Origin of the sequence: Desertivirga xinjiangensis (assembly GCF_024436435.1) — a bacterium.
Taxonomy (GTDB): domain Bacteria; phylum Bacteroidota; class Bacteroidia; order Sphingobacteriales; family Sphingobacteriaceae; genus Desertivirga; species Desertivirga xinjiangensis.
Genome location: NZ_JAFMZP010000003.1, coordinates 203200 through 227646 on the forward strand (window position 1 = coordinate 203200; position 24447 = coordinate 227646).

Below are 24447 nucleotides of genomic sequence, written 5' to 3' on the forward strand. Positions count from 1 at the left end.
AAAAAGCATATTTTATTCTATAGCACTTATGACAACCATGTTGTTATCTAGCTGCGAACTTATAGGAGACATTTTCAAAACCGGAGTTTATGCCGGAATTTTCATTGTAATAGCTGTGATCGTTTTGATCATCTGGCTATTCCGAGCTGTCTTTAGACGCTAGAACGTATCCATCAAAGTTTTCCTTGAGTTGCTTAGCATCTCCTCGGGGACGATGTCCATGATCTCCTTTTTCAGCGAAGTGATAAGTCCGCGCTTTAAAAAGTTTCTATGGGTGACTAAACTGATTTCACGCGCAGGTACAGGTGCTTTAAAGTGCCTTACCTTGCTCATCTGCTCGTCTGTCAGATCTGCGAGGCTTAGTTCGGGAAGAATAGTTATACCCGCATTCAGATCTACCATCCTTTTGAGCGTCTCCACACTGCCTGTGTTATATTCAAAAGACTTCACTGAACCTGAGCCTTTCTTTTTGCAAATGTTCAACACCTGATTCCTCATACAATGTCCTTCGTTTAACAGCCAGGTTTCTTCAATTTCTATGTCTTCCGCAGAAATAGTTTTTTTATCCACCAGCTTACTGGACGGAGAGGTATACACAACGAAGTCTTCGTAGAACAAAGGAATTTCCTGAAGACTTTTATCTTCAAGGGGTGTTGATAATATTCCGCAGTCCAATAGTCCAACCTTTAAGTTGTTAATGATCTGTTCAGTGGTGTATTCCCAGATCTGCAAATGAACTTTCGGAAACCTGGTGGTAAAACTCATTATCACTTTTGGTAAAAGGTAAGGAGCAATAGTAGGAATAACGCCAATTTTTAACTCGCCTGCCAGTTCATTTTTATGTTGGGCAATCACTTCCTGTAACTTAGAGCTTTCAGCTAATACTACCCTAGCCTGTTCGATTACTTGCTGTCCAATATCCGTAGGTATCACGGGCTGTTTGCTTCGGTCGAAAAGCTTTACTCCGAGAGTATCCTCAAGCTTCTGAATCTGCATGCTTAAGGTTGGCTGGGTAACAAAACATTTTTCTGCAGCCGTTACAAAACTCCTGTACGTATCCACAGCAACGATATATTCTAGTTGAACAAGTGTCATATAAACCGAATCTATTCAAAGGTAAACAATACCGATATTATATATAGCTTCATAAACAGGTGACAAAAAGCAAACAGTAGTTAATCGGTTTTTTGACGGGGTTAATTGAGAAAAGAAGACAGCCATTTACAAAAAAGGCAGGTTCTTTAAACCTGCCTTTCGATTAATATCTGTTTTACTTACTCCACCGTTACCGACTTGGCGAGATTTCTTGGCTGGTCGACATTACAACCCCTCATTACAGCTATATGATAAGAAAGCAACTGCAGCGGAACAGTAGCAAGCAAAGGTAAAAACGCTTCATTTGCATTCGGAATTTCTATCGTGTAATCAGCCATTTTTGTAACGTCTTTATCTCCTTCCGTTACAATCGCTATTACCGTTCCTTTTCTGGCCTTAACCTCCTGGATGTTACTTATTACTTTTTCGTATGATGAATTTTTAGTGGCTATTACCACTACAGGCATATCTTCGTCTATCAAGGCAATAGGACCATGCTTCATTTCTGCAGCAGGGTATCCTTCCGCGTGAATGTAAGAGATCTCCTTCAACTTAAGCGCTCCCTCAAGAGCTACCGGAAAGCCTGTTCCCCGACCTAAGAACAAGCAGTTCCTTGAATCTTTCAGCTCTTCAGCGATTTGCACGATATGATCGTTAGCTTCGAGACACTTCTCTACAAGTCCGGGAACATCCTCAAGCTCAGTAAGCAAATGAACAAGTTCGCTTTGTTTGATCGTTCCCCGCTTTTCAGCAATAAAGAAAGCTATCAAAGTAAGTACGGTAACCTGAGCAGTAAATGCTTTTGTAGAAGCTACCCCGATCTCCGGACCGGCATGAGTGTAGACTCCAGCATGCGTGATTCTCGGAATTGACGACCCAACCACATTACAAACACCAAAAATGGTTGCACCCTTTTCCTTTGCCATCTCAATTGCAGCCATAGTATCTGCGGTTTCGCCCGACTGAGATATGGCTATAACAATATCCTTTTCAGAGATAATAGGGTTTCTGTATCTGAATTCTGATGCGTATTCAACTTCAACGGGAACGCGTCCGTATTCTTCAATAAGATACTCTGCAACTAAACCGGCATGCCAGGAAGTACCACAGGCGATAATGATAATCCGGTCAACATTTTTCAGCTTCTCAGTATATTCATTTAATCCACCCAACTGAATTTTACCTTCATTTGGATAGATCCTGCCGCGCATACAATCTTTGATGGAACGCGGTTGCTCATAGATTTCCTTGAGCATAAAGTGATCGAAACCACCCTTCTCGAGCATTTCCAATTTTAGTTCCAGCTCCTGAATGTAAGGAGTTTGGATCCGGTTATCAGTACTTTTTATAACCAGCTCATCTCGCTTTATATAAGCAATTTGGTTATCCTTTAGGTATATTACATTTTTTGTATATTCAACAATAGGTGATGCATCAGACGCAATAAAGTATTCGTCCTGTCCAACCCCTATCACCATCGGGCTTCCTTTGCGGGCTGCTATCAGAACATCAGGATCTTCGTTACTCATAACTACGATAGCGTATGCACCTACTACCTCATGCAGGGCTACCCTTACTGCTTCAAATAATTCAAGCCCGTCAGAATTCTGGATCTCTTCGATCAGGTGAATTAAAACCTCGGTATCGGTATCGCTTCTAAATTCATGCCCTTTTAATTGAAGGGCCTCCTTTAAAACAGCATAGTTTTCAATAATTCCATTATGTATGATGGATAGTCTTCCATCGCCCGAATAATGTGGATGTGAATTTCTATCAGAAGGAGCTCCATGGGTTGCCCAACGGGTATGCCCCATACCTACACTGCCAGATTTATCAAGATCGTGCGCAAAGTTTTCGAGATCACTTACTTTGCCGGCTTTTTTGTAAGTTTTGATATCTCCATTCATTAAAGCTACACCTGCACTATCATAACCCCGGTATTCCAAACGGTGAAGTCCTTTTATAATAACGTCCCAGGCATTACGATGCCCGATATAGCCTACTATTCCACACATATGTAAACGTAAATATTAAATCTTTTAAAAAATTCTAACTACTCTTTTTTAGTCGGGTCTGGTGTAATAGACCTTTAATTTCATCCTGTAATCAGGGTTTGAATTTGTACTTCCCGCTAAAACCGTTCTGCCGGCGGTAATAGCAGATGGTGAAATGTTTGAACTTCCAGTCAGGCCTCGTGCTATTGGAGCAAGATAAGTATCATACTGTTTAAGCCTGCCACTTAGAAGATCCTGAATGTACGACGTAATAATAAAACTATACTTCCTGGTATCTTTGTTATAAAAGCCTCCGAATAAAATCTCCGGAAGATACCTTGCGTCCATACCTATGGCGTTATCAGGTACAGGTTTTCTTACACCTGCAATATCTGTTCTGTACAGGGCCAGACGTGCAGCGGGTGCCAGGACCGTTCCGCTTCCCTGAGGTAAAACTTCTGTAACAATAAGCTCAGCCTTATTCACAGCAATTTCGCCAAACGCCTTGATCTTATTAAGTTCATCATCAGGAAAATGAAGCCTTGTTCTTAGGCCTCCTAATGCCTCCGAATAAACGACTTCAGAACCGCTGCCGGGATTATCCAGCTGCTGTTCAATGTCTGTAGAAAAAGTATGAACTATTTTTGAAGAAGCCGTTGTGTTGCTAAAACCAAAGGCAACCATATTGGTATCTTTCGAATTATCGTCCTTAACATTTCTATAGTAGATTTCCAATCTGCTAACATCTGTTGTTTGAAGATCAAAGAATATAAGGCCGCCAGGATTGGTAGCAGCTACTGGTTTGACCGTTACATAAAGACCCTTGAAATAATTCGAAAAAGCTGTATTTGAGGCCAGGTTTGCCGCAGATGCGTTCATAATTTTATCCCTGATAAAAGTTTCATCAAGCGGGATCCTTAATTGAGGAAGCACTTTTACGGCAGTATCCTGAATACCATCAATGATCTGAAAAACCGAACGAGATGAATCCCGCCATGGAAAATGTGATACGACCAGGTTCTTACTTATAACACTATTGTTATATGCCCAGTTCTTTGTATTATAATAACTGGCAGAAGAGTTATAACGTTCAGTCAATTGATGAACTTCTATTGGAAATGTGGACGCCTTGGTAGAGTCGCCATAAAACTCGTTTCCATACTTTAGGACCAGAACTGCTGAATCGAGTTCGGGACTGGTTCCAAATGAAAACCCATCTGAAGGCAATGATAAACCAAGCGCTATGCTAGCCTGTGTAGTTCCAAAAACCGGATCAACCAAGTATCCGAATGCATGCCGAGAACTTCCAGTCGTAATAAGACTGTCTTCCTTTTCAGTAAATGCATTTACACTTGTAACTTCTAAATCGCTTTTAATGAGGTTATCCGGATCAACGCCTAAACCGACGAGGTCGGATTTCTGGCAGCTGCTAAAAATGATAAGATTTATACATAGGAAGAATAAATCTCTTTTAAAATATTTCATTGATTGTGTTTTCTCTATCTCTTTAATACAGCCGCTAAGATATATAAAATTAGTTTTCAAATTTTTATCTACACGCCTAAAGTGTTCCAAAATAAATAACGTACCCGAACAAGGTCGTATTATCCATTAGCTGCAGTTAACCTGAGAGCCATACAAAAATATAATATTAGTCAGGGACAGCTCAAAGCTCTCTTAAAAATGTAAATCTCGCGAAGAATTTTGTAAATCAGAGAATCCCTTCCTGTTAAATGATGTTAAAGGTTCTCGAATTACCAACTTCTGAATGAAATAAAGGGAATAAAAAAAGGGGAAGATTTAATAGATCTTCCCCTTTTTCTTATATCCAATATCTCTACGCTAAAGTTACAAGATCTTCATTTGAGATCTCTTCGTAAAGATTGTAATAGTTTTCATAATCTGAAGTGCCCTCATACTCTAATGTTGGCTTCTGACTGTCTTTTACAAACTTCAGAACTTCGTCGCTCACTTCCGCATCACCATAGACAACCGCATCAGAATAAGTGATCGCTCCGATATGTAAAGCATCAGTTCCACCATCCTTAAATGCTTCTGTGTGCTCTGCCGTCATGCCATTCATAATCGCTTTTCGGGTAAAGTCAACAGGGAGTGCTTCAGATAAATCATCATTATAAACTGAATACACAATCTTTGCATTTTTGAAAGTCGGATCGTCTTTATAGGTAGTTTTCAGATAAACCGGAACTAAAGCACTCATCCTTCCATGGCAATGAACCACTTCCGGAGACCATCCTAATTTCTTAACCGTTTCCAGAGCTCCTTTACAGAAGAAAATTGTACGCTCATCATTATCTGCAAAGAATTTGTTACTATTGTCTTTGAAAACATGCTTTCGCTGAAAGTATTCTTCGTTATCAAGGAAATATACCTGCATACGAGCTGAAGGTATTGATGCGACTTTAATGATCAGCGGGTTATCATTTTCATCAATAATGATGTTCATTCCTGAAAGACGGATAACTTCATGGAGTCGATTACGACGTTCATTAATGTTACCGAAACGCGGCATCAGAATACGGATTTCAAATCCTTTATCCTGCATCGCTTGTGGAAGCTGCCGGGTTATTTCAGAAATTTTTGTTAACTCGAGGAAAGGCGACATCTCGTGGGTAATAAACAGTAGCTTCGTTTTTGCCATCTCCAATAAAAAAATTTACCAAATACAGTTTAGGACTGCAAATGTAATCATTATCTTATGAATTATCAACGAATTATGCAAATGACTTTGATATTTTTTCTTTAATGTACACCTTTGCCCCTGAATTAGGAATAGACCACATATTGAAAATCTTTACATCGAAACAGGAATTATCCGGGCATCTGGATAACCTGAAAGGTCAGGGAAAAAGCATCGGCTTTGTTCCTACAATGGGAGCTCTTCACATGGGCCACCTGTCCCTTATAGAGATCGCCAAAAAACTTACTGATATTGTTGTTTGCAGCATTTTTGTAAATCCCACCCAATTTAACGATCCTAAAGATCTCGAACTGTACCCCCGACCGATTGAAGCCGACACCATTAAACTACGGGAAGCGAATTGCGATATACTCTTTCTTCCTTCCACCGGCGAAATGTATGCTGGAACAGAAACCTGGCATATTGACCTTGGCTATATTGAGACAATCCTTGAAGGCAAATTCAGACCGGGCCATTACCAGGGCGTTACACAAATCGTCAAAAAACTTTTTGATGTAGTATTGCCAGATAAAGCTTTTTTTGGACAGAAAGATTTTCAACAGGTAAAGGTGATCAGCAAAATGATAGAGATCTACAAAATGCCGGTTGAAATTGTTACCTGCCCAATACTTCGGGAAAGCGACGGGTTAGCCATGAGTTCGCGAAACATTCACCTTTCAGGCACAGAAAGAATTCAGGCCCTTGCACTGTCGCATACCTTACAAATCACCAGAGAGAACGCCCCTTTTAAAACACTCAATGATCTGAAAGCCCTGGCTGAAGAGTATCTCACTAATAGTGATGGAGTAGACCTTGAATATTTCGAAATTTGTGATACTGAGACGCTGCTACCGGCTAAGGACACAAGCACAAGCCTGGTTGCTCTTGTAGCTGCAAAAGTTGGAAAAACCCGCCTGATAGACAATATCATAATTAAGTAATCTCTAGTTTCACATTTGAAGCTTCTAATTAAAGTTTTGCTAATTTTGCGATATGATTATTCAGGTTTTGAAGTCTAAGATACACCGGGTAAAGGTTACACAGGCTGAATTGAATTATGTGGGTAGTATCACTATTGATGAAGACTTAATCGAAGCTGCCAACATCATTCCAAACGAAAAGGTCCAAATTGTTAATAACAATAACGGAGCAAGATTCGAGACGTATGTAATCAAGGGAGAAAGGGGTTCGGGTGTTATATGCCTGAATGGGTCCTGTGCACGTCTTGCACAGGTTGGCGATATAATCATTATAATGTCGTATGGGTCGCTTCCTATGGAGGAGGCGAAAAAATATACGCCGGTTTTGGTTTTTCCTGACGACAACAATCTTCTTATAAAATAGGTATGAGTAAATTACAAGTTATTGAAAACAAAATTCTCTCTATAAGTAATTTACAAAAGCTTTTAAATATCTGGCGACTCAAAGATCAAAAAATAGTTTTCACCAACGGCTGCTTCGACCTTTTGCACCCAGGACATATAGATTATCTTGCAAAAGCTGCAGACATGGGCAACAAGCTTGTAATCGGCCTGAATACAGATAAATCCACATCAGCATTGAAAGGTCCAAATCGTCCTATTACTGATGAAAGATCCCGCTCGCAGATCCTGGCATCATTTTTTTTCGTGGATGCTGTGGTGTTATTTGATGAGCCTACTCCTTTAAATCTTATAACCAGTATAAAACCGGATATACTAGTTAAAGGTGCTGATTATTCAATCGACCAGATTGTAGGTGCTGATTTTGTTCTTGCAAATGGCGGCGAAGTTAAAACCATTACTTACCTTGAGGGTTATTCTACCACGGCTATCGAGAAGAAAATTCGAAATAGCTAATCATTCAATAGCTCTTATTGGTGATTATACATTAAATCAATTTAATTCTTATCCTAGGATTCAGCTCCTTTGAGAAGGACTAATTATTATGATGACAAAAATATTTAGAGCCTGTTTAGCAGGGTTCGCCGCCTTTCTTTTCTCTGCATGCTCCACTCAGAAAATTGTGCTCGATCCAGTCACAGTAAAGGCCAATACTCCTGGCAGTAATATTTACCGTGGCAGTTATCCACATCTGACCGACATTCTTCACACCAAGCTAGAGTTAAAACTAGACTGGGACAGTTCTTTTGTGATAGGGAAAGCCTGGATTGAAGCCAGACCGTATTTTTATCCCCTAAACCAAGTAAGTCTGAATGCACAGGGCTTTCGGATCAATAAGGTGGCGCTAATAAGCAAAGACGATAACCTGGATTCACTTAACTACAAGTACGATGGTAAACATCTCCTGATAGACCTGGGGAAGACCTACACAAATGATCAGAAATTTACCCTTTTTATAGATTATGTGGCCATGCCCGCCAGGCTAAAAGTGGGAGAAGATATCTCATCGCCCGGCAACCGCGGCATCTATTTTATCAATCCTACCGCAACAGAACCAAACAAACCCCAACAGTTCTGGACGCAGGGTGAGCCGGAATGCAATTCGACCTGGTTTCCCACCATCGATGGGCCCCAGGAAAAAATGACGCAGGAAATCAGTATAACTGTTCCGAAAAAAATGGTAACGCTGTCGAATGGCGCACTTGACTTTTCTTCAGATAATGAAGACGGCACCAGAACTGACTTCTGGCGACAGGAGCAACCCCATTCTACATATTTAACAATGGTGGCTGGAGGTTATTTTTCTGTAATCAAAGATAAATGGGACGACAAAGAGGTTAATTACTATATGGAACCCGGATATGCCCGTTATGCAAAACTAATATTTGGCAAAACCCCTGAAATGCTGGAGTTTTTCTCCAAAAAATTAGATGTGAAATATCCCTGGGAAAAGTATTCGCAAATAGTAGTTCGTGACTTTAATGATGGTGCAATGGAAAACACCACCGCCACGGTGTTTTTTGAAAGGATGAACATGACAGACTCATCCTACCTGGATGAAAATTACGAAGATATTATCTCTCACGAGTTGTTCCATCATTGGTTTGGAGATCTGGTTACTACAGAATCCTGGGCAAACCTTCCCTTGAATGAATCTTTTGCTACATATGGAGAATACTTATGGAATGAATATAAATACGGAAGGGATTTCGCAGATCTTTATGGATGGAAAGATACACAGGCATATTTTAACAGTGAGAAGTTTACACAGAATGTGATTCGATTTGATTATGCGGATAGCGAGCATATGTTTGATCAGGTAAGCTATCAGAAAGGCGGCCGCATATTACATATGTTACGGAAGACTGTCGGAGACGAAGCCTTCTTCAAATCACTCACTCATTACCTTAAAAAACACTCTTATAAAACTGCCGAAATACATGACCTTCGAATAGCTTTCGAGGAAGTCACCGGACAAGACTTAAACTGGTTTTTTAATCAATGGTTTTTAGCAGCCGGCCATCCAGTGCTCCAAATTGAAAATACTTACGATTCCTTTTCGAGAAAATCAACGATTATAATTAAGCAGTTACAGGATCTAAGCAAAATACCGCTGTATACCATTCCACTAAGCATCGACATTTATACATCTGCTAAGGTGGAACGCAAGAACATTGTGGTCAATAAACAAAGTCAATCCTTTACTTTCGATGTGGCTCAACAGCCAGAACTTGTGAACGTCGATGCTGAAAAATATGTGCTTGCAGAAAAAAGGGAGAAGAAATCGGCTCAGGAATATGCTTTCCAATATCAAAAAGCACCCTTGTTCATGGATCGCCTGGAAGCGTTTCAAGCACTTGCCAGACTGCCTTTAGACAAGACTGCCCGCGAAGTATGTATTTCCGCTCTCGGAGATAAAAGCTGGCAAATCAGATTGCTTGCAGTTAACGCAACAAGCCGTTTGAATGAGCAGGAAAAAGATATTGTCTACCCCACAATTAAATCTCTGGCTATAACGGATGAGCGTTCATATGTGAGGGCCGCTGCAATTACTGCCTTAAGCAAGACATTCAGCAGCAGAGACAATAACGATATCTTTTTGAAAGCCGCTTCCGATAAAGCCCCAAGTGTCCGGAATGCATTGGCAAACACTCAAAAGAACAAATCATAAGCGGCCCGGGATTTATAAGTACCTTAATCTTTAGACAGCGAACCGAAAACCATTTTTATCAGGGCAAGAAGTACGGCAAAAAGAAGAGCAGACAGAAATCCAGCAGTATTAAAGCCACTCATCAGGCTGTCAACAAGCAGCACCATCAGTACGGTGATGATAAACGACATCAATCCGAGGGTTAAAAAGTTGATCGGAAAAGTAAACAGCCGAAGTATTGTTCCTATTGTTGCATTGGCCAAAGCTATAAGGATCCCTGCTAATATCGCCGATCCAAAACCACTAACTTCAACACCGGGTAAAAGAAAGGCGGCCACAGACACTGCGACACCCATTAGTAATATTTCTATAATTAATCTCATAAGCTATTTTTTAACTATAACCTCAGTTTCAGCATATAGTTTGTAGTCGGCAACGTCTCTGGTATTATAAAAAAATTAGAACCTTTTGTATATCAATTTCTTGCTTATTTAAAATTTTACTACATTTGCAAACAATCTGAAAAGAGGGGACCGTTTGTCCCCTCTTTTCTTTTGCAGGTAAATTATGAATATTGAGCAGAAGGTACGCGAACTAGTAGAGCAGAAAATAGCTGACCGCCCTGATCTTTTCCTGGTGGATGTCAAAATGCATCCTAATGGAAAATTAATTATTTTAATGGATGGTGATCAGGGAATTGGGATTGGAGACTGCGCAGCCATAAGCCGTCATGTAGGTTTCCACCTTGAAGAAGAAAATGTTATCGAACAGGCATATAATCTTGAAGTTTCATCTCCAGGGCTGGATACTCCCTTAAGTGAAAAGAGACAATATCAAAAGAATATCGGCCGGACGGTAAGCGTGAAACAATCCGACTCAAAACATGAAGGGAAGCTAGTGATGGTAACCGATGAAGGAATTACAATAGAAGAAAAAATAAAAGAAAAGGGAAAAAAGCCGGAAGTTACTGAAACGCTGATTCCTTTTGATAAGATAACAGAAACAAAGGTGTTAATTTCATTTAAATAAGAATGAGCAGTATTAATTTGATTGATTCCTTTCAGGAATTCAAAGACTTTAAAAACATTGACCGCCCTACTGTAATTAGTGTATTGGAGGAAGTATTCCGTAGTATGATTCGTAAGAAATACGGTACTGATGAAAATTGCGATGTAATTGTTAACCCCGATAATGGAGACCTTGAGATCTGGCGTACCCGTACTGTAATGGAAGACGGATTTTCAGAAGACGACGATCTGGAAATTGAATTGGCTGATGCTCATAAAATAGATCCGGACCTCGAAGTAGGCGACGACTTTATTGAACAGATCACCCTTGAAAGCTTCGGCCGCCGTGCTATTCTCGCTGCCCGTCAGACACTGGTTTCAAAAGTTCTTGAACTTGAGAAGGACGAGATCTTCAAAAAATACAAAGATCGGGTTGGGGAAATTGTAACCGGTGAAGTTTACCAGGTGTGGAAAAAAGAAACACTAGTACTTGACGATGAGGGGAATGAATTGCTTCTTCCTAAAACTGAGCAAATTCCTGCCGACTATTTTAAGAAAGGCGATTCAGTAAGAGCGGTTGTCCTTAAGGTTGACATGCTGAACAGTAATCCGAAGATCATCATTTCACGTACCGCACCAGAATTCCTTCAGCGCTTGTTTGAACTGGAAGTACCTGAAATTTTTGATGGTCTGATCACGATTAAAAAAATAGTTCGTGAGCCGGGTGAGCGTGCCAAAGTAGCCGTTGAGTCTTACGATGACAGAATCGACCCGGTAGGAGCCTGCGTAGGAATGAAAGGCTCACGTATCCACGGAATAGTTCGTGAGTTGAAAAATGAGAATATTGATGTGATAAACTTCACAAATAATAACTCATTATATATTCAGCGAGCTTTAAGTCCGGCTAAAATCACTACTATTAAACTCGACGACGTTGATAAACGCGCTGCGGTATATTTGAAACCCGACCAGGTGTCTCTCGCTATTGGTCGTGGCGGACATAACATCAAGCTTGCTGGTAAATTAACTGGTTATGAAATAGATGTATACCGGGAATCTGATGAAAATGATGAAGACGTGGATCTGGAAGAATTTTCAGATGAAATCGATGGCTGGATTATTGATGAATTTAAACGTATCGGTTTAGATACAGCACGTTCCATCCTCGAATTATCAGTTGATGAACTGGTACGACGCACAGATTTGGAAGAAAGCACTGTTAGAGAAGTGATGGGGATATTAAAAGCAGAATTTGAATAAGTTAAAAAATACTGATTTGGGTTCCGCTATTAATAAACGAGATAAAAAACGTAATTTTGTTTAAAAATTAGCGAGAGGTAATAAATTTTAGATGTCAGAAGGTAAAAGCATAAATTTACTAAAAGCTGCAAAAGAGCTGAATATCGGTTTATCAACCGCGGTAGAGTCATTGGCAAAGAAAGGCTTCAAAGTTGAAGCAAAGCCAACCACTAAGCTCTCCGAGGAAATGTATAATGCCCTTTTAAAAGAGTATCAGGGAGATAAAATCGTTCGTGAAGAAGCACGGCAAATTGTCATTGGAAAAATACGCCGTGACGATTCCCCTTCTCCGGCAACCGAAAAATCAGAACCTCGCCGCTCCAATGACTTTGAACAGGAAGAAATTTTGATCAAAAATACAGGATCATTCAGCCCTCCTGCACCTCCTACGGAGAAACCAAAAACAGCCGAAGTTGAAGAGCCGGAGGCTCAGAAACAGCCGCAGGAAGAATTTGGTTTACCGGGAGTGAAGGTTGTTGGCAAAATTGATCTTGATTCGTTAAATAGAAAGGGAAAAACCGAGCCTAAAGAAGAGAGTAAACCAGTTGAAAAACTGGAAACTCCTGAGCCTGACGCTAAGGTAGAGGTTGCCGAACCAGTACCCGCTCCTGAACCTAAAAAAGATATAGTTCCCGTTCCTGAACCAGAACAGCCTGCTCCCCCTGTAAAGGAAGAGCCTGTGGCCGAGCCAATTCAGGAAAATATTAAAGAAGACGTTCCATTAAAAGAAGAAAAAATCGAACCTGTGATTGCTCAAGCTCCTACAGCTGAGGTTGCAGCTCCGGAATCATCCCCCATTCCTGAAACACAACCAGATCCCGAGCCTGAAAAGGAACCGATTACGCCGTCTGCAACGGAAGAAGATCCGGCAGAGGATGAAGTTATACGAGCTAAAGCCCAACGTCTAACCGGGCCTAATGTTATAGGGAAGATTGATCTTTCGGCTCAACAACCTCGCCGAAAGGACCAGCCAATTGCTTCCTCATCCAACGTTTCGGCTAATGACAACAAGCGGAAACGGAAACGCAAAGATGCTCCGGGAGGAGGACAAAGCAGCCCGCAACATGGTGCTGGTCAGAATCCAGCAGCGAGTGGACAGCAAAGACCACAGCAGCCGGGAGCACCTGCTAATCCGAATCGTCCTAACTTCACAGGTGCAGCCGGCACTCCGGGTAAAAGCCAGTTTCCTGGTCGTCCGGACTTTAGAAACCGTGTTCAGCCTGGCGCCCGCGGAGATGAGCCTTCTGAAAAAGAGATACAAGATCAGATTAAAGCTACGCTTGCACGTCTAAGTGGAGCCGGAAAGTCTGGAAAATTTGCTCAGCGTGCTAAGTTCCGTCGTCAGAAACGTGATGACGTTGCTCAATCTGCAGAAGAACTGGCAATGGAGCAGGAGTTACAGGCAAAGGTGCTTAAAGCTACAGAGTTTGTAACTGCCAATGAGTTGGCCAATATGATGGATGTACCTGTTACGCAAGTAATTTCTACTTGTATGAGTTTGGGTATGTTCGTATCCATCAATCAAAGGCTTGATGCTGAAACGCTGACTATCGTTGCTGATGAGTTTGGTTATGAGATTGAGTTTGTTAAGCCTGAAGACGAAGAGGCCAGCCTTGAGCAGGAAGATAATGAAGATGAACTAATACCGCGGGCTCCAATTGTAACCGTCATGGGACACGTGGATCATGGTAAAACCTCATTACTCGACTTTGTACGAAAAACCAACGTTATTGGCGGAGAAGCGGGGGGTATAACGCAGCACATCGGTGCGTATGAAGTTAAACTTGAGGACGGCCGGAGAATAACATTCCTCGATACACCGGGCCACGAGGCATTTACGGCTATGCGTGCTCGGGGTGCTAAGATTACAGATATAGCAATTATCGTTATTGCGGCAGACGATAGCGTCATGCCACAAACCCGTGAAGCTATTAACCACGCTCAGGCAGCTGGTGTTCCTATCGTTTTCGCCTTCAGTAAAATTGATAAACCAGGGGCTAACACCGATAAGATCCGTGAGCAGCTTTCTGCAATGAATATACTTGTGGAAGATTGGGGTGGAAAATACCAGTCACAGGAAATATCCGCTAAGTCAGGTCTTAATGTTGATCTGCTTTTAGAAAAAGTATTGCTTGAAGCAGAACTACTTGATCTCAAAGCTAACCCTAACAAACGGGCGACAGGTGCGGTAATTGAAGCGGCCCTTGATAAAGGTCGTGGAATTGTAACCACTGTACTTATACAAGCAGGTACACTCCGTGTAGGAGATCCGATCCTTGCCGGAAGCTATAGTGGTCGTGTTAAGGCTCTGACTAATGAAAGAGGTCAGAAGGTTGATAAGGCTGGACCATCAACTCCGGTACAGGTACTCGGAATGAGTGGCGCTCCAACTGCCGGTGATAAATTCAATGCCTTAGAGAGTGAGGTTGAAGCACGTGAGATTGCTAACAAACGCCTTCAATTACAACGTGAACAGGGACTTCGTACCCAGAAACACATCACGCTTGATGAAATTGGCCGTCGATTGGCTATCGGAAACTTTAAAGAGCTTAACATCATTGTTAAAGGTGACGTTGACGGTTCTATTGAAGCGCTTTCTGATTCATTATTGAAATTATCTACAGAAGAGATCCAGGTTAATATCATTCATAAATCAGTGGGTCAGATCTCCGAGTCTGATGTATTACTTGCAACAGCTTCAGATGCTATTATTATTGGTTTCCAGGTACGCCCTTCAGCTGGAGCACGCAAACTTGCCGAGCAGGAAGAAATTGACGTTCGTCTCTACTCAATTATTTACGATGCGATCAACGAGGTTAAAGCTGCTATGGAGGGTATGTTAGCTCCTGAATTTGAAGAAAAGATAACATCGAATGTGGAGATCCGTGAAACCTTCAAGATCAGTAAGGTTGGTACAATTGCCGGCTGTATGGTTCTTGATGGTAAGATCAACCGAAACAGCAAGATCAGAATTATACGCGATGGCGTTGTTGTCTACTCAGGGGAACTGGCGTCGTTAAAACGTTATAAAGATGATGTGAAAGAAGTTTCCGCAGGTTACGAGTGCGGTTTGAATATCAATAACTTTAATGATATTAAAGTAGGAGACATTGTTGAATCTTACGAAAGCGTAGAAGTTAAAAGAAAGCTTTAATCTAAAACGCATTTATTATTCAGAGGCGATCTTTTAAGATCGCCTTTTTTGTTGTAGACATTCACGCGGTCACTATCCTCAAAAAAGTCCAACAAAAAAGCCCTGTCGATTGGACAGGGCTTAAAACTATATTAAAGTGTTTATGAACAACCGCCTTGTGTTCCGCAATTAAGGCATTTGTAACAAGTTCCTGAACGAACTGTTATGTGACCGCAATTAGTACAAGCCGGAGCATCACTTTGGCCGCCTCCGGATATATCAAACACAGGCTTTAGCTGTTTGTCGCTGGTTACCTTAGGCTGCGCAGTGTCAGCAAACTCATTCTCATGTGCATTAACATCTTCGTCAGCCATTTGAGGATTTCCTAAAATCGCGTTTTGCTCAGTGATGACATGAACCAAATCTGTACGGTTAAGATATTCATACCCTAACATTCTGAAGATATAGTCGATGATAGATGTAGCACTCTTGATATTTTCATGTCCCGCCACCATACCGGAAGGTTCAAACCTTGTAAAGGTAAATTTATCTACAAACTCTTCAAGAGGTACTCCATATTGCAAACCAACAGATACTGCTATAGCAAAACAGTTCATTAGTGAGCGGAAAGTAGCACCTTCTTTGTGCATATCCACAAAGATCTCTCCTAAAGTGCCATCTTCGTATTCTCCGGTACGAACGAAAAGGGTCTGACCTCCCACCGCAGCCTTTTGCGTAAAACCACCGCGCTTAGCAGGCAGGTTTTTACGCTCTACAACCGAAGATAACTGCCTTTTGAACTTGGTATCCGTTGACCGCTCAAGAATGGCTCTGGCAGCTTCTAATACCTGCTCAGGCGTAAGATCACTTAATTTAACGTTTGCAGCTTCGCCAAGGACTTCTTCTACAGAATCAATTTTCTCATCTTTTGTATCGGATTTAGTAGAAAGAGGTTGCGACAGCTTACAGCCATCACGGTATAAAGCATTGGCTTTCAATGCAAGTTTCCATGATAATTCATAGCAATCCTTAATCTCTTCTACCGTAGCTTCATTTGGAAGATTAATAGTCTTTGAAATCGCACCTGAAAGAAAAGGCTGTGCAGCTGCCATCATTTTGATATGGCCATGCGCATGAATATAACGCTGGCCTTTTGAGCCACATTTATTTGCGCAATCAAATATAGGGTAGTGCTCTTCTTTCAGATACGGAGCACCCTCTATTGTCATTGTACCGCAGATAAACTCATTGGCCTCGCTGATCTGCTGGCGATTAAATCCTAAAGCTCTAAGAAGATTAAAGTCCGCCGCATTATATTGATCTGCTTTAAAACCTAAACGCTTCAGACAATCTTCTCCTAGCGTCCATTGATTAAATACAAACCCTATTTCAAAAGCAGCTAAAAGAGATTTGTCTACTTTCTCAAGTTCATCCTGTGTAAAACCTTTCGCGGCAAGTGAATCAAAATTTATATGAGGGGCACCTTTTAAGGTAGCGGCTCCTTTAGCATAATTGACGATAGCCTCTATTTCGTGCTCTTTATATCCCTGATTTCTTAAAGCCGCAGGTACTCCCTGGTTGATAATTTTAAAATAACCACCACCAGAAAGCTTTTTAAACTTCACCAAGGCAAAGTCAGGCTCTATACCTGTTGTATCACAATCCATTACGAGACCGATCGTTCCGGTTGGAGCAATAACTGTCGTTTGCGCATTACGATAGCCATATTTTTCACCTAATTCAACAGCCTTATCCCATGAGTTGCAGGCCGCAGACAATAAATAATCAGGGCAGTATTTTGGATCGATACCCGGAGGCGCAATTTCCAGACCTTCGTAATTTTCTGTCGAGTTATAAGCAGCAAACCGATGGTTACGCATTACCCGTAACATATGCTCTCTGTTTTCTGAGAACCTTCTAAATGTTCCTAACTCCTTAGCCATCTCCGCAGATGTAGCATAAGCTGTACCGGTAAGGATAGCAGTAATTGCGCCACCGATAGCACGAGCTTTTTCACTATCGTATGGTATGCCGGCAACCATTAGCATAGATCCGAGGTTAGCATAACCTAAACCAAGGGTACGGTAATCGTAAGACAGTTGTGCCACCTCCTTAGATGGGAACTGAGCCATTAAAACAGAGATCTCAAGAACAACAGTCCATACGCGGCAAGCGTGCTCGAAACCTTTTACATCAAACGTTAATTTCTGTGTGTCAAAGAAATGCGCAAGATTGATCGATGCCAGATTACATGCTGTATTATCGAGGAACATGTACTCTGAGCATGGATTTGAAGCATTAATACGTCCTCCCTCAGGACAAGTATGCCATTCGTTAATAGTTGTATCATACTGAACACCAGGATCGGCACATGCCCATGCAGCAAAAGCAATGTCCTGCCAAAGCTTCTCTGATGAAATTGACTTAATAACTTTTCCGTTCGTTCTGCCGATCAGGTCCCAGTTAGAACCACTTTCTAAAGCTCTGAAGAACGAATTGGGAATACGTACAGAATTGTTGGAGTTTTGACCGGCAACAGTTCTATAAGCTTCTCCTTCGTAATCAGATGAGTATCCGGCAGCGATAAGTGCAGCCACTTTGCGCTCTTCTTCAACTTTCCAGTTAACGAAGCCTTCTATTTCAGGGTGATCAAGATCAAGACATACCATCTTTGCAGCACGACGGGTGGTACCGCCTGACTTGATAGCGCCTGCTGCACGATCTCCGATCTTAAGGAAGGACATTAAGCCAGAAGAATATCCACCCCCAGACAATCTTTCGTTTTCGCCCCGAATAGCTGAAAAGTTAGTACCAACACCTGAACCATACTTGAAGATCCTGGCTTCACGAACCCAAAGATCCATGATACCACCATCGTTGACTAAATCATCATTAACTGATAGTATGAAACAAGCATGAGGCTGTGGACGCTCATAAGCAGATGTAGATTTCTCCAGTTCTTCGGTTTCAGGATTAACAAAATAATGTCCCTGAGGGCCGCCGGTTATACCGTATGAACTGTGCAAACCAGTATTAAACCATTGTGGAGAGTTTGGAGCAGCAAGCTGGCCCACTATGGTGTAAACCAACTCATCGTAAAAAACATCAGCATCTTTCTTTGAAGCGAAGTAACCATATCTCTCGCCCCAGCTTTTCCAGCAATTTGCCATACGATGGGCAACTTGCTTTATACTCTTTTCTGACCCGGTAGATCCGTCTGCCTGGGGCACTCCAGCTTTTCTAAAATATTTTTGAGCAAGGATATCAGTAGCAACCTGACTCCAGGAAGCAGGAACTTCCACATCGTTCATTTCAAAAACCGCATCACCTGCCGGGTTCCTGATCACGGATGAACGCTTTTCATAAGTGAATAAGTCATACACATCCACTCCTTCTTTCGTGAAGTAGCGTTGAAAGCCTAATCCGGCTCCTTTTGCTGTTTTAGCTGCAGTACTTTTACCCATATTTGTATTCTTATTTTATTGTCTTTAAGCCAAATCTATCGTTAAAAAAACTATAGAGAGTTTTTATCAAATTTACCTGTACAATTCACGTATTACAATTCACATTTTCCACACCTCTCCGGGGAATGTTGGCCTGGATAGTAAAAGCACAATGAAATGGCTTAAAACTAAAGCATTACAATGTGGAAAACTTCAAATTTAACGTTCTAAATTGCCTAAATCTCAGGCTATATTGTCAAAATTAATTTACACTATCCATACAACGCCGTATTGTTAATCCCAAACATAAATTGTATGTACTATCATAAAAAAAGCCGGCAGAAATTGCCAGCTTTTTTTATGATAGTACTAAAGCTCTGTTTATTCTACAACAGTAACTCTGATCATATTAGTTTTGCCTTTTTTCTCGATCGGCATTGCTGCTGTATTTATTACGATCTCACCCGGCATAATTAGACGTTCTTCACGAAGGATACGATTTATATCACTTATAGACTGATCAGTGCTTTCGGTTTTGTCGTAATAAAAGCCTTTGACTCCCCAAAGCAGACTAAGCGTATTAAGCAAATTGCGATTACTGGTAAAAATAAAAGAACTTGCTTTGGGTCTGTGACTTGAGATTTCGAAAGCAGTGTACCCTGAATACGTCATGGCAACAATACCAATAGCATTAGTTTTCTCAGAAAGATAAACAGCAGAGCCACAAACCGCATCCGAAGTATATCTCGGAGAGTTTTGATTTAACTTCTTTGGAGTTTGATAAGGATAAGCTGTTTCTTCTATATTGGTGATAATTTTAGACATCGTTTCAATTACGATGAGAGGAAACTCACCAACTGAGGTCTCGCCACTTAACATCACCGCGTCTGCACCATCCAAAACAGAGTTGGCCACATCATTCACTTCAGCACGTGTAGGTCGCGGAGTAGTGATCATGCTTTCCAGCATCTGGGTTGCTACAATAACGGGCTTAGAAGCATCACGGCATTTGCGTGCAATCATCTTTTGAAGAACCGGCACCTGCTCCATAGGCATTTCAACGCCCAAATCACCGCGGGCAACCATTACTCCGTCTGTAGCAGCAATGATCGCGTCGATATTATCGATAGCCTCAGGCTTTTCAATTTTAGCGATCACCCTTGCTGACTTGCCACTGCGATTGATGATACGCTTCAATTCAACGATGTCCTCAGCGGTACGCACAAAAGACAAGCCGATCCACTCTACATCATTTGCTAAAGCGAATTCAAGATTGCTTAAATCCTCTTCAGTTAAACTTGGTATAGAGATCTTTGTATTAGGAAGATTTACACCCTTGCGTGAAGTAAGGACACCACCGTGAACAACTTCACAAACCACGGTATCTTTATTATTTGTATCTACTACCCGCATCTGAAGCTTGCCGTCATCCAAAAGAATGATCTCACCTGCTCTTACATCTCTCGGGAAGTTTTGATAAGTAATATAAATTTGATTCTCGTTGCCAACAAGTTCATTGGTGGTAATCTCTATCCGGCTTCCATTTATCAGCTGGATACCGCCTTCCTTTACTTTTCCAATACGGATTTTAGGTCCCTGAAGATCCGCCAGCATACCCACATTAGTTTTGTACTGCTTGTTAATTTCCCTGATGGTATCGATAATCTTTTGATGATCTTCCTGGCTACCATGTGAAAAATTTAACCGGCAAACATCAACGCCGGCTTTGATCATGCTCAGCAATGTCTCCTTATTTGAAGAAGCCGGGCCTAATGTTGCAACTATTTTTGTCCTTTTATGAACTTGTCTCATCTTATTTAATTTACCTCTTTTTATATGATTCACTTCAGTGTACAATGTACACTATGAAATATTTTGCTAAAATATCAGATTTTCTTTAGATTTCAACCTACCGGGATTAAGTTCTGCGGCAACAACCACACCCTGAAGCTTATTTATACCCTCCAGCAGGTAACTGAGATCGTCTTTATCGATAAAGTTTTTTATTAAAATAAAATAATCCACCGACTTCATTTCAGGGATCAAATAACCTTCGGAACCTTTATTAGCCAAAAGATAATATTCCGTCTCCATATCATCAACCTGATAAAGATACCTTGAAAAATAGGCTTTCTGGTCACCCCGGGTATGCAAAGAAAGCTCCTCTATTCGTACAAAGTTTATATTTAATTGCTTATTTATTTTAAAACAGAGCATATAATCTTTCCACGAAGAAGTGATTGCTATTAAAACAAAGTCAAGGTCTAGTTCGTATTTTAATGTAAGCCTGTTCAAAATGTCTTTTTAAGCACTGCAAAAGTATAAAAGATTAATAGTTACAAGCGTAATTCAAATCATTTTTAGACAAAAACAAAAAGGTTTGATATTAATTAGAATTTATTTTTCTTTGCACTGAAATATTTAACCCATTTAAAAAAATAAAACTATGTCTGATATCGCTTCAAGAGTAAAAGCAATTATCGTAGAAAAATTAGGTGTAGATGAGAGTGAAGTAACACCTGAGGCATCTTTCACTAATGATCTTGGCGCAGACTCTCTGGACACCGTAGAGCTAATCATGGAGTTCGAAAAAGAGTTTAACGTTGCAATACCTGATGACCAGGCTGAAACAATCGGCACCGTAGGGCAGGCTATCGCTTATTTAGAGAAAAACGTAAAGTAATCAACGCATCCACGATATAAATGGAGCTTAAAAGAGTTGTAGTAACAGGACTAGGTGCGCTTACTCCGATTGGTAATTCCGTTACGGAGTATTGGAATGGATTGATTAACGGGGTAAGTGGCGCCGCTCCGATTACAAAATTTGATACTACTAACTTCAAAACAAAGTTTGCCTGCGAAGTCAAAAACTTTAATCCTGAAGATTTCCTTGACAGAAAAGAAGCCCGTAAGGTCGATCCTTTTGTGCATTATGCTATAGCTTCTACAGATGAAGCCGTAAAGGATTCCGGATTCGGAGATTTCAGCAAGTTTGATACGAACCGCATCGGAGTGATCTGGGGTTCGGGGATAGGCGGTTTAAAGACTTTTTTGGACGAGGTAACGAATTTTGCAAAGGGCGATGGTACTCCGCGCTTTAATCCTTTCTTTATCCCTAAAATGATCCTGGACATTGCTCCCGGTCATATCTCTATCAAGTATGGGCTTAGAGGCCCGAATTTTTCTACGGTTTCGGCTTGTGCATCTTCAACGAATGCCTTGATTGATTCTTTCAATTACATCCGCCTTGGTATGGCTGATGTGTTAATTTCGGGAGGGTCTGAAGCTATTATTAACGAAGCCGGTATGGGTGGATTTAATGCAATGCATGCACTTTCTACCCGAAATGAAGATCCGGCTACGGCGTCACGTCCCTTTGATAAAGACAGGGATGGCTTTGTTGCTGGTGAAGGAGCGGGGACTATCATTCTTGAAGAACTCGAGCACGCTAAAGCCAGGGGCGCTAAAATCTATGCAGAAATTATTGGTGGCGGGATGAGTGCAGATGCAAATCATATTACAGCTCCACACCCGGAAGGATTAGGTGCCAGACTTGTGATGACTAATGCGCTAAGAGATGCTGGCTTAACAACTTCCGACATTGATTATATCAATGTTCACGGTACCTCTACTCCGCTTGGAGATATCAGCGAATCGAGAGCTATCATTGATCTTTTTGGAGAAAATGCCTATAAGCTAAATATCAGTTCCACAAAATCAATGACAGGTCATCTATTAGGTGCTGCAGGTGCTATTGAATCTATTGCTTCAATACTAGCTGTTCAAAATGATCTTATTCCTCCAACAATAAATCATTTTACTGATGATCCAGAAATTGATCAAAATCTGAATTTAACCTTTAATAAAGCTCAAAAACGCATAGTCAGAGCAGCTCAAAGTAATACCTTCGGATTTGGCGGACATAACGCGTCTGTGATCTTCAAAAAGTATGAAGGCTAAACTTAACAACAGCTTATAAATTTTTGCAAATGGCAAAAACCTGCTATTTTTATATAAATAGTGCTTTTACTACGTTTATGTAATGATGCAACTTCCATTTTCAAGGATTTATAAGCTTCATTTTTCGCCACAGCGAAAATACATCAAATCGCTCCGGAATTTACTTGGATTTGTACCTGGTAATGTGAATCTCTATCGGATGGCTTTCCGCCACCGGTCTGCCGCAGTAACGGTCAAAAATGGCACAAAAAATAGCAATGAACGTCTGGAATTCCTGGGAGATGCGGTGCTTGGATCCGTAATCGCAGACGAATTATTTAAGCGCTACCCTTATAAAAGTGAAGGTTTCCTAACAGAAATGCGATCCAAGATAGTCAGCCGGGCAAACCTTAATCAGCTATCGCGGAAGTTGGGTCTAAATGAGCTGATAGAATTTGATAGCAAAATAATCAATTATCCTGCGAAACAGGGATCATTACTTGGCGATGCTTTTGAGGCTCTTATTGGTGCTGTTTATCTGGATAAAGGCTACGATTTCACCCATTTTTTTATTCTTCAGCGTATTATTAAACCGCATGTGGATATACACACCCTGGAAAATACGGAGACGAATTTCAAAAGCAAACTGATAGAATGGTGCCAGCGGCATGGAAAAGATGTCACCTTTGAATTGATTGCAAATAATGAGGGAGAGAGCTCAAAGCTGTTTACGATCCAAGTGACTATCGATGGAGAAAATAAGGGCTCGGGCAGGGACTACAATAAAAAGAACGCTGAGAAACTAGCTGCAGAAAAAGCGTGTGAGGCCCTGGGCATCTAATTCCAAAATTCCTCCCCCCTCCGGTCATCTATAACAAATTAAAAAGATTTAAATCTATTACGAGCTCGTATTGTTGGATGTATATCAATTCAAGTCCAATGAAGTATAAAATTTGTATCACTGCCCTTCTTGTTTACTCCCTTGTTACAGCATGTTCTCAATCTGAAAAATCCAATCAAGGCTTTTCAGATACCACACAGGTTTATGACAAAGAGAACCCTGATTCTGTACAGGCTACTCAATCGCTTTCAACCAGCGACACAACAATTGTTACAGGTACGGGTAGCAACAACCAGTCGTCACGGGTAAGCGTTGGCAAGGATACCACCGGGAAGAAAAATTAATAACAAAAAAGCCGGATTCTTATCCGGCTTTTTTGTTATTAAATATGATAAGGATTATAAACTTCTGAAGAATGATACGTCATTTTGCGCAGTGATCTTTACCACTATTTGACTATCCTCCTTACGTAAGCTCGCAAAATAGTACATATTATCGGAAGATGACGTGTAAGCACCAGCTCCTGCAGTATCATCAACTTCAAATTGAAGAACCTCGCCTAAGGTATAATCTTTATATAACTTCTTTAACTTTTCAAGTGATTTAGCTGGCAATTTCTCTCCGGAAATATACTCTGTAGTTGCCACATATTCACCCTGAGCGTTAAAGAATGCAGATTTCTTTACCCCGTTCAGTGTGAAAGCAGCTTTATAATATCCATCCACATTTGACCAAACTACATTTTTTGCATCGTGATATTTCGCTTCGAAGTTATTTTGGGCGAAATAAGAGGCATTTGTTTCTCTATTAAGATTTTTGTTTTTATCGATCGCCTTAGCATTTACAATCAACGCCAGAGCAAAAAAGACTGATAAGATTGTGTGTTTCATAATTTTCAATTTTATTTTCACAACAAATATCAGCTTTATTTATAAATCTGCAAACAAAAATTCAATTTTTATG

20 protein-coding genes are annotated in these 24447 nt (G+C 40.9%); 11 read left to right on the forward strand and 9 right to left on the reverse strand.

Annotated elements, in window-relative coordinates; translation table 11 throughout:
- Positions 1–159: 159 nt before the first annotated feature.
- From J3P37_RS09120 to J3P37_RS09135, 4 genes are all read right to left on the reverse strand, one after another.
- Entirely contained in the window at positions 160–1095 is a 936-nt protein-coding gene (locus J3P37_RS09120; RefSeq protein WP_256010798.1) for a hydrogen peroxide-inducible genes activator, read from the reverse strand.
- Between the two features lie 179 nt (positions 1096–1274).
- On the reverse strand, positions 1275–3110 hold the full coding sequence (gene glmS / locus J3P37_RS09125) for a glutamine--fructose-6-phosphate transaminase (isomerizing) (RefSeq protein ID WP_256010799.1): 1836 nt from the start codon (positions 3108–3110) through the stop codon (positions 1275–1277).
- Positions 3111–3158: 48 nt separating this feature from the next.
- Positions 3159–4574, reverse strand: coding sequence for a DUF4270 domain-containing protein (locus J3P37_RS09130; protein WP_256010800.1), 1416 nt, complete (start codon positions 4572–4574; stop codon positions 3159–3161).
- A 352-nt stretch (positions 4575–4926) separates the two neighbouring features.
- Entirely contained in the window at positions 4927–5751 is an 825-nt protein-coding gene (locus J3P37_RS09135) for a glycogen/starch synthase (protein ID WP_256010801.1), read from the reverse strand.
- A 104-nt stretch (positions 5752–5855) separates the two neighbouring features.
- On the opposite strand from J3P37_RS09135, the gene panC reads away from it, so the two are divergent.
- The 4 genes from panC (at position 5856) to J3P37_RS09155 (ending at position 9843) form a co-directional block, all read left to right on the forward strand.
- Positions 5856–6731, forward strand: coding sequence for a pantoate--beta-alanine ligase (panC, locus tag J3P37_RS09140; protein WP_256010802.1), 876 nt, complete (start codon positions 5856–5858; stop codon positions 6729–6731).
- 52 nt (positions 6732–6783) lie between these two features.
- The gene (gene panD / locus J3P37_RS09145; RefSeq protein WP_256010803.1) at positions 6784–7134 is read left to right on the forward strand and encodes an aspartate 1-decarboxylase; all 351 of its coding nucleotides are present in this window, start codon (positions 6784–6786) and stop codon (positions 7132–7134) included.
- 2 nt (positions 7135–7136) lie between these two features.
- A complete protein-coding gene (gene rfaE2, locus J3P37_RS09150) occupies positions 7137–7628 on the forward strand; it encodes a D-glycero-beta-D-manno-heptose 1-phosphate adenylyltransferase (protein ID WP_256010804.1) in 492 nt (163 codons plus the stop codon).
- Positions 7629–7716: 88 nt separating this feature from the next.
- Positions 7717–9843 (forward strand): M1 family metallopeptidase, encoded by a 2127-nt coding sequence (locus tag J3P37_RS09155; protein WP_256010805.1) that lies wholly within the window; start codon positions 7717–7719, stop codon positions 9841–9843.
- 23 nt (positions 9844–9866) lie between these two features.
- Here the strand turns inward: J3P37_RS09155 and J3P37_RS09160 are convergent, their stop codons facing one another.
- The gene (locus tag J3P37_RS09160; protein ID WP_256010806.1) at positions 9867–10205 is read right to left on the reverse strand and encodes a phage holin family protein; all 339 of its coding nucleotides are present in this window, start codon (positions 10203–10205) and stop codon (positions 9867–9869) included.
- A 184-nt stretch (positions 10206–10389) separates the two neighbouring features.
- Between J3P37_RS09160 and rimP the strand changes: the two genes are divergently transcribed.
- From rimP to infB, 3 genes are all read left to right on the forward strand, one after another.
- The gene (rimP, locus tag J3P37_RS09165; RefSeq protein WP_256010807.1) at positions 10390–10851 is read left to right on the forward strand and encodes a ribosome assembly cofactor RimP; all 462 of its coding nucleotides are present in this window, start codon (positions 10390–10392) and stop codon (positions 10849–10851) included.
- Positions 10852–10853: 2 nt separating this feature from the next.
- Positions 10854–12089 carry a transcription termination factor NusA gene (gene nusA / locus J3P37_RS09170; protein WP_256010808.1) on the forward strand — a complete coding sequence of 412 codons (1236 nt, stop codon included), beginning with the start codon at positions 10854–10856 and terminating at the stop codon, positions 12087–12089.
- Between the two features lie 91 nt (positions 12090–12180).
- Positions 12181–15282, forward strand: coding sequence for a translation initiation factor IF-2 (infB, locus tag J3P37_RS09175; RefSeq protein ID WP_256010809.1), 3102 nt, complete (start codon positions 12181–12183; stop codon positions 15280–15282).
- A gap of 140 nt (positions 15283–15422) precedes the next feature.
- Here infB and J3P37_RS09180 read toward each other — a convergent pair whose 3' ends face one another.
- The 3 genes from J3P37_RS09180 to J3P37_RS09190 form a co-directional block, all read right to left on the reverse strand.
- A complete protein-coding gene (locus tag J3P37_RS09180; protein WP_256010810.1) occupies positions 15423–18725 on the reverse strand; it encodes a vitamin B12-dependent ribonucleotide reductase in 3303 nt (1100 codons plus the stop codon).
- 360 nt (positions 18726–19085) lie between these two features.
- Positions 19086–20516, reverse strand: a complete 1431-nt coding sequence (gene pyk / locus J3P37_RS09185; RefSeq protein ID WP_256010811.1) for a pyruvate kinase — start codon at positions 20514–20516, stop codon at positions 19086–19088.
- 66 nt (positions 20517–20582) lie between these two features.
- Complete coding sequence (locus J3P37_RS09190; RefSeq protein WP_256010812.1) at positions 20583–20999, reverse strand: IPExxxVDY family protein; 417 nt, start codon at positions 20997–20999, stop codon at positions 20583–20585.
- A 151-nt stretch (positions 21000–21150) separates the two neighbouring features.
- On the opposite strand from J3P37_RS09190, the gene J3P37_RS09195 reads away from it, so the two are divergent.
- From J3P37_RS09195 to J3P37_RS09210, 4 genes are all read left to right on the forward strand, one after another.
- On the forward strand, positions 21151–21387 hold the full coding sequence (locus J3P37_RS09195; RefSeq protein WP_008508386.1) for an acyl carrier protein: 237 nt from the start codon (positions 21151–21153) through the stop codon (positions 21385–21387).
- Positions 21388–21407: 20 nt separating this feature from the next.
- Complete coding sequence (gene fabF, locus J3P37_RS09200; RefSeq protein ID WP_256010813.1) at positions 21408–22664, forward strand: beta-ketoacyl-ACP synthase II; 1257 nt, start codon at positions 21408–21410, stop codon at positions 22662–22664.
- 82 nt (positions 22665–22746) lie between these two features.
- On the forward strand, positions 22747–23484 hold the full coding sequence (gene rnc / locus J3P37_RS09205) for a ribonuclease III (RefSeq protein WP_256010814.1): 738 nt from the start codon (positions 22747–22749) through the stop codon (positions 23482–23484).
- A 98-nt stretch (positions 23485–23582) separates the two neighbouring features.
- Complete coding sequence (locus J3P37_RS09210; protein WP_256010815.1) at positions 23583–23828, forward strand: hypothetical protein; 246 nt, start codon at positions 23583–23585, stop codon at positions 23826–23828.
- Positions 23829–23882: 54 nt separating this feature from the next.
- On the opposite strand, the gene J3P37_RS09215 is transcribed toward J3P37_RS09210, so the two are convergent.
- Positions 23883–24374 carry a hypothetical protein gene (locus tag J3P37_RS09215; protein WP_256010816.1) on the reverse strand — a complete coding sequence of 164 codons (492 nt, stop codon included), beginning with the start codon at positions 24372–24374 and terminating at the stop codon, positions 23883–23885.
- Between the last annotated feature and the right edge of the window lie 73 nt (positions 24375–24447).

Coding starts and splice junctions, on each gene's coding strand:
- J3P37_RS09120 (WP_256010798.1), bottom strand. CDS start 1,095: ATGACACTTGTTCAACTAGAATATATCGTTGCTGTGGATACGTACAGG.
- glmS (WP_256010799.1), bottom strand. CDS start 3,110: ATGTGTGGAATAGTAGGCTATATCGGGCATCGTAATGCCTGGGACGTT.
- J3P37_RS09130 (WP_256010800.1), bottom strand. CDS start 4,574: ATGAAATATTTTAAAAGAGATTTATTCTTCCTATGTATAAATCTTATC.
- J3P37_RS09135 (WP_256010801.1), bottom strand. CDS start 5,751: ATGGCAAAAACGAAGCTACTGTTTATTACCCACGAGATGTCGCCTTTC.
- panC (WP_256010802.1), top strand. CDS start 5,856: ATGTACACCTTTGCCCCTGAATTAGGAATAGACCACATATTGAAAATC.
- panD (WP_256010803.1), top strand. CDS start 6,784: ATGATTATTCAGGTTTTGAAGTCTAAGATACACCGGGTAAAGGTTACA.
- rfaE2 (WP_256010804.1), top strand. CDS start 7,137: ATGAGTAAATTACAAGTTATTGAAAACAAAATTCTCTCTATAAGTAAT.
- J3P37_RS09155 (WP_256010805.1), top strand. CDS start 7,717: ATGATGACAAAAATATTTAGAGCCTGTTTAGCAGGGTTCGCCGCCTTT.
- J3P37_RS09160 (WP_256010806.1), bottom strand. CDS start 10,205: ATGAGATTAATTATAGAAATATTACTAATGGGTGTCGCAGTGTCTGTG.
- rimP (WP_256010807.1), top strand. CDS start 10,390: ATGAATATTGAGCAGAAGGTACGCGAACTAGTAGAGCAGAAAATAGCT.
- nusA (WP_256010808.1), top strand. CDS start 10,854: ATGAGCAGTATTAATTTGATTGATTCCTTTCAGGAATTCAAAGACTTT.
- infB (WP_256010809.1), top strand. CDS start 12,181: ATGTCAGAAGGTAAAAGCATAAATTTACTAAAAGCTGCAAAAGAGCTG.
- J3P37_RS09180 (WP_256010810.1), bottom strand. CDS start 18,725: ATGGGTAAAAGTACTGCAGCTAAAACAGCAAAAGGAGCCGGATTAGGC.
- pyk (WP_256010811.1), bottom strand. CDS start 20,516: ATGAGACAAGTTCATAAAAGGACAAAAATAGTTGCAACATTAGGCCCG.
- J3P37_RS09195 (WP_008508386.1), top strand. CDS start 21,151: ATGTCTGATATCGCTTCAAGAGTAAAAGCAATTATCGTAGAAAAATTA.
- fabF (WP_256010813.1), top strand. CDS start 21,408: ATGGAGCTTAAAAGAGTTGTAGTAACAGGACTAGGTGCGCTTACTCCG.
- rnc (WP_256010814.1), top strand. CDS start 22,747: ATGATGCAACTTCCATTTTCAAGGATTTATAAGCTTCATTTTTCGCCA.
- J3P37_RS09210 (WP_256010815.1), top strand. CDS start 23,583: ATGAAGTATAAAATTTGTATCACTGCCCTTCTTGTTTACTCCCTTGTT.
- J3P37_RS09215 (WP_256010816.1), bottom strand. CDS start 24,374: ATGAAACACACAATCTTATCAGTCTTTTTTGCTCTGGCGTTGATTGTA.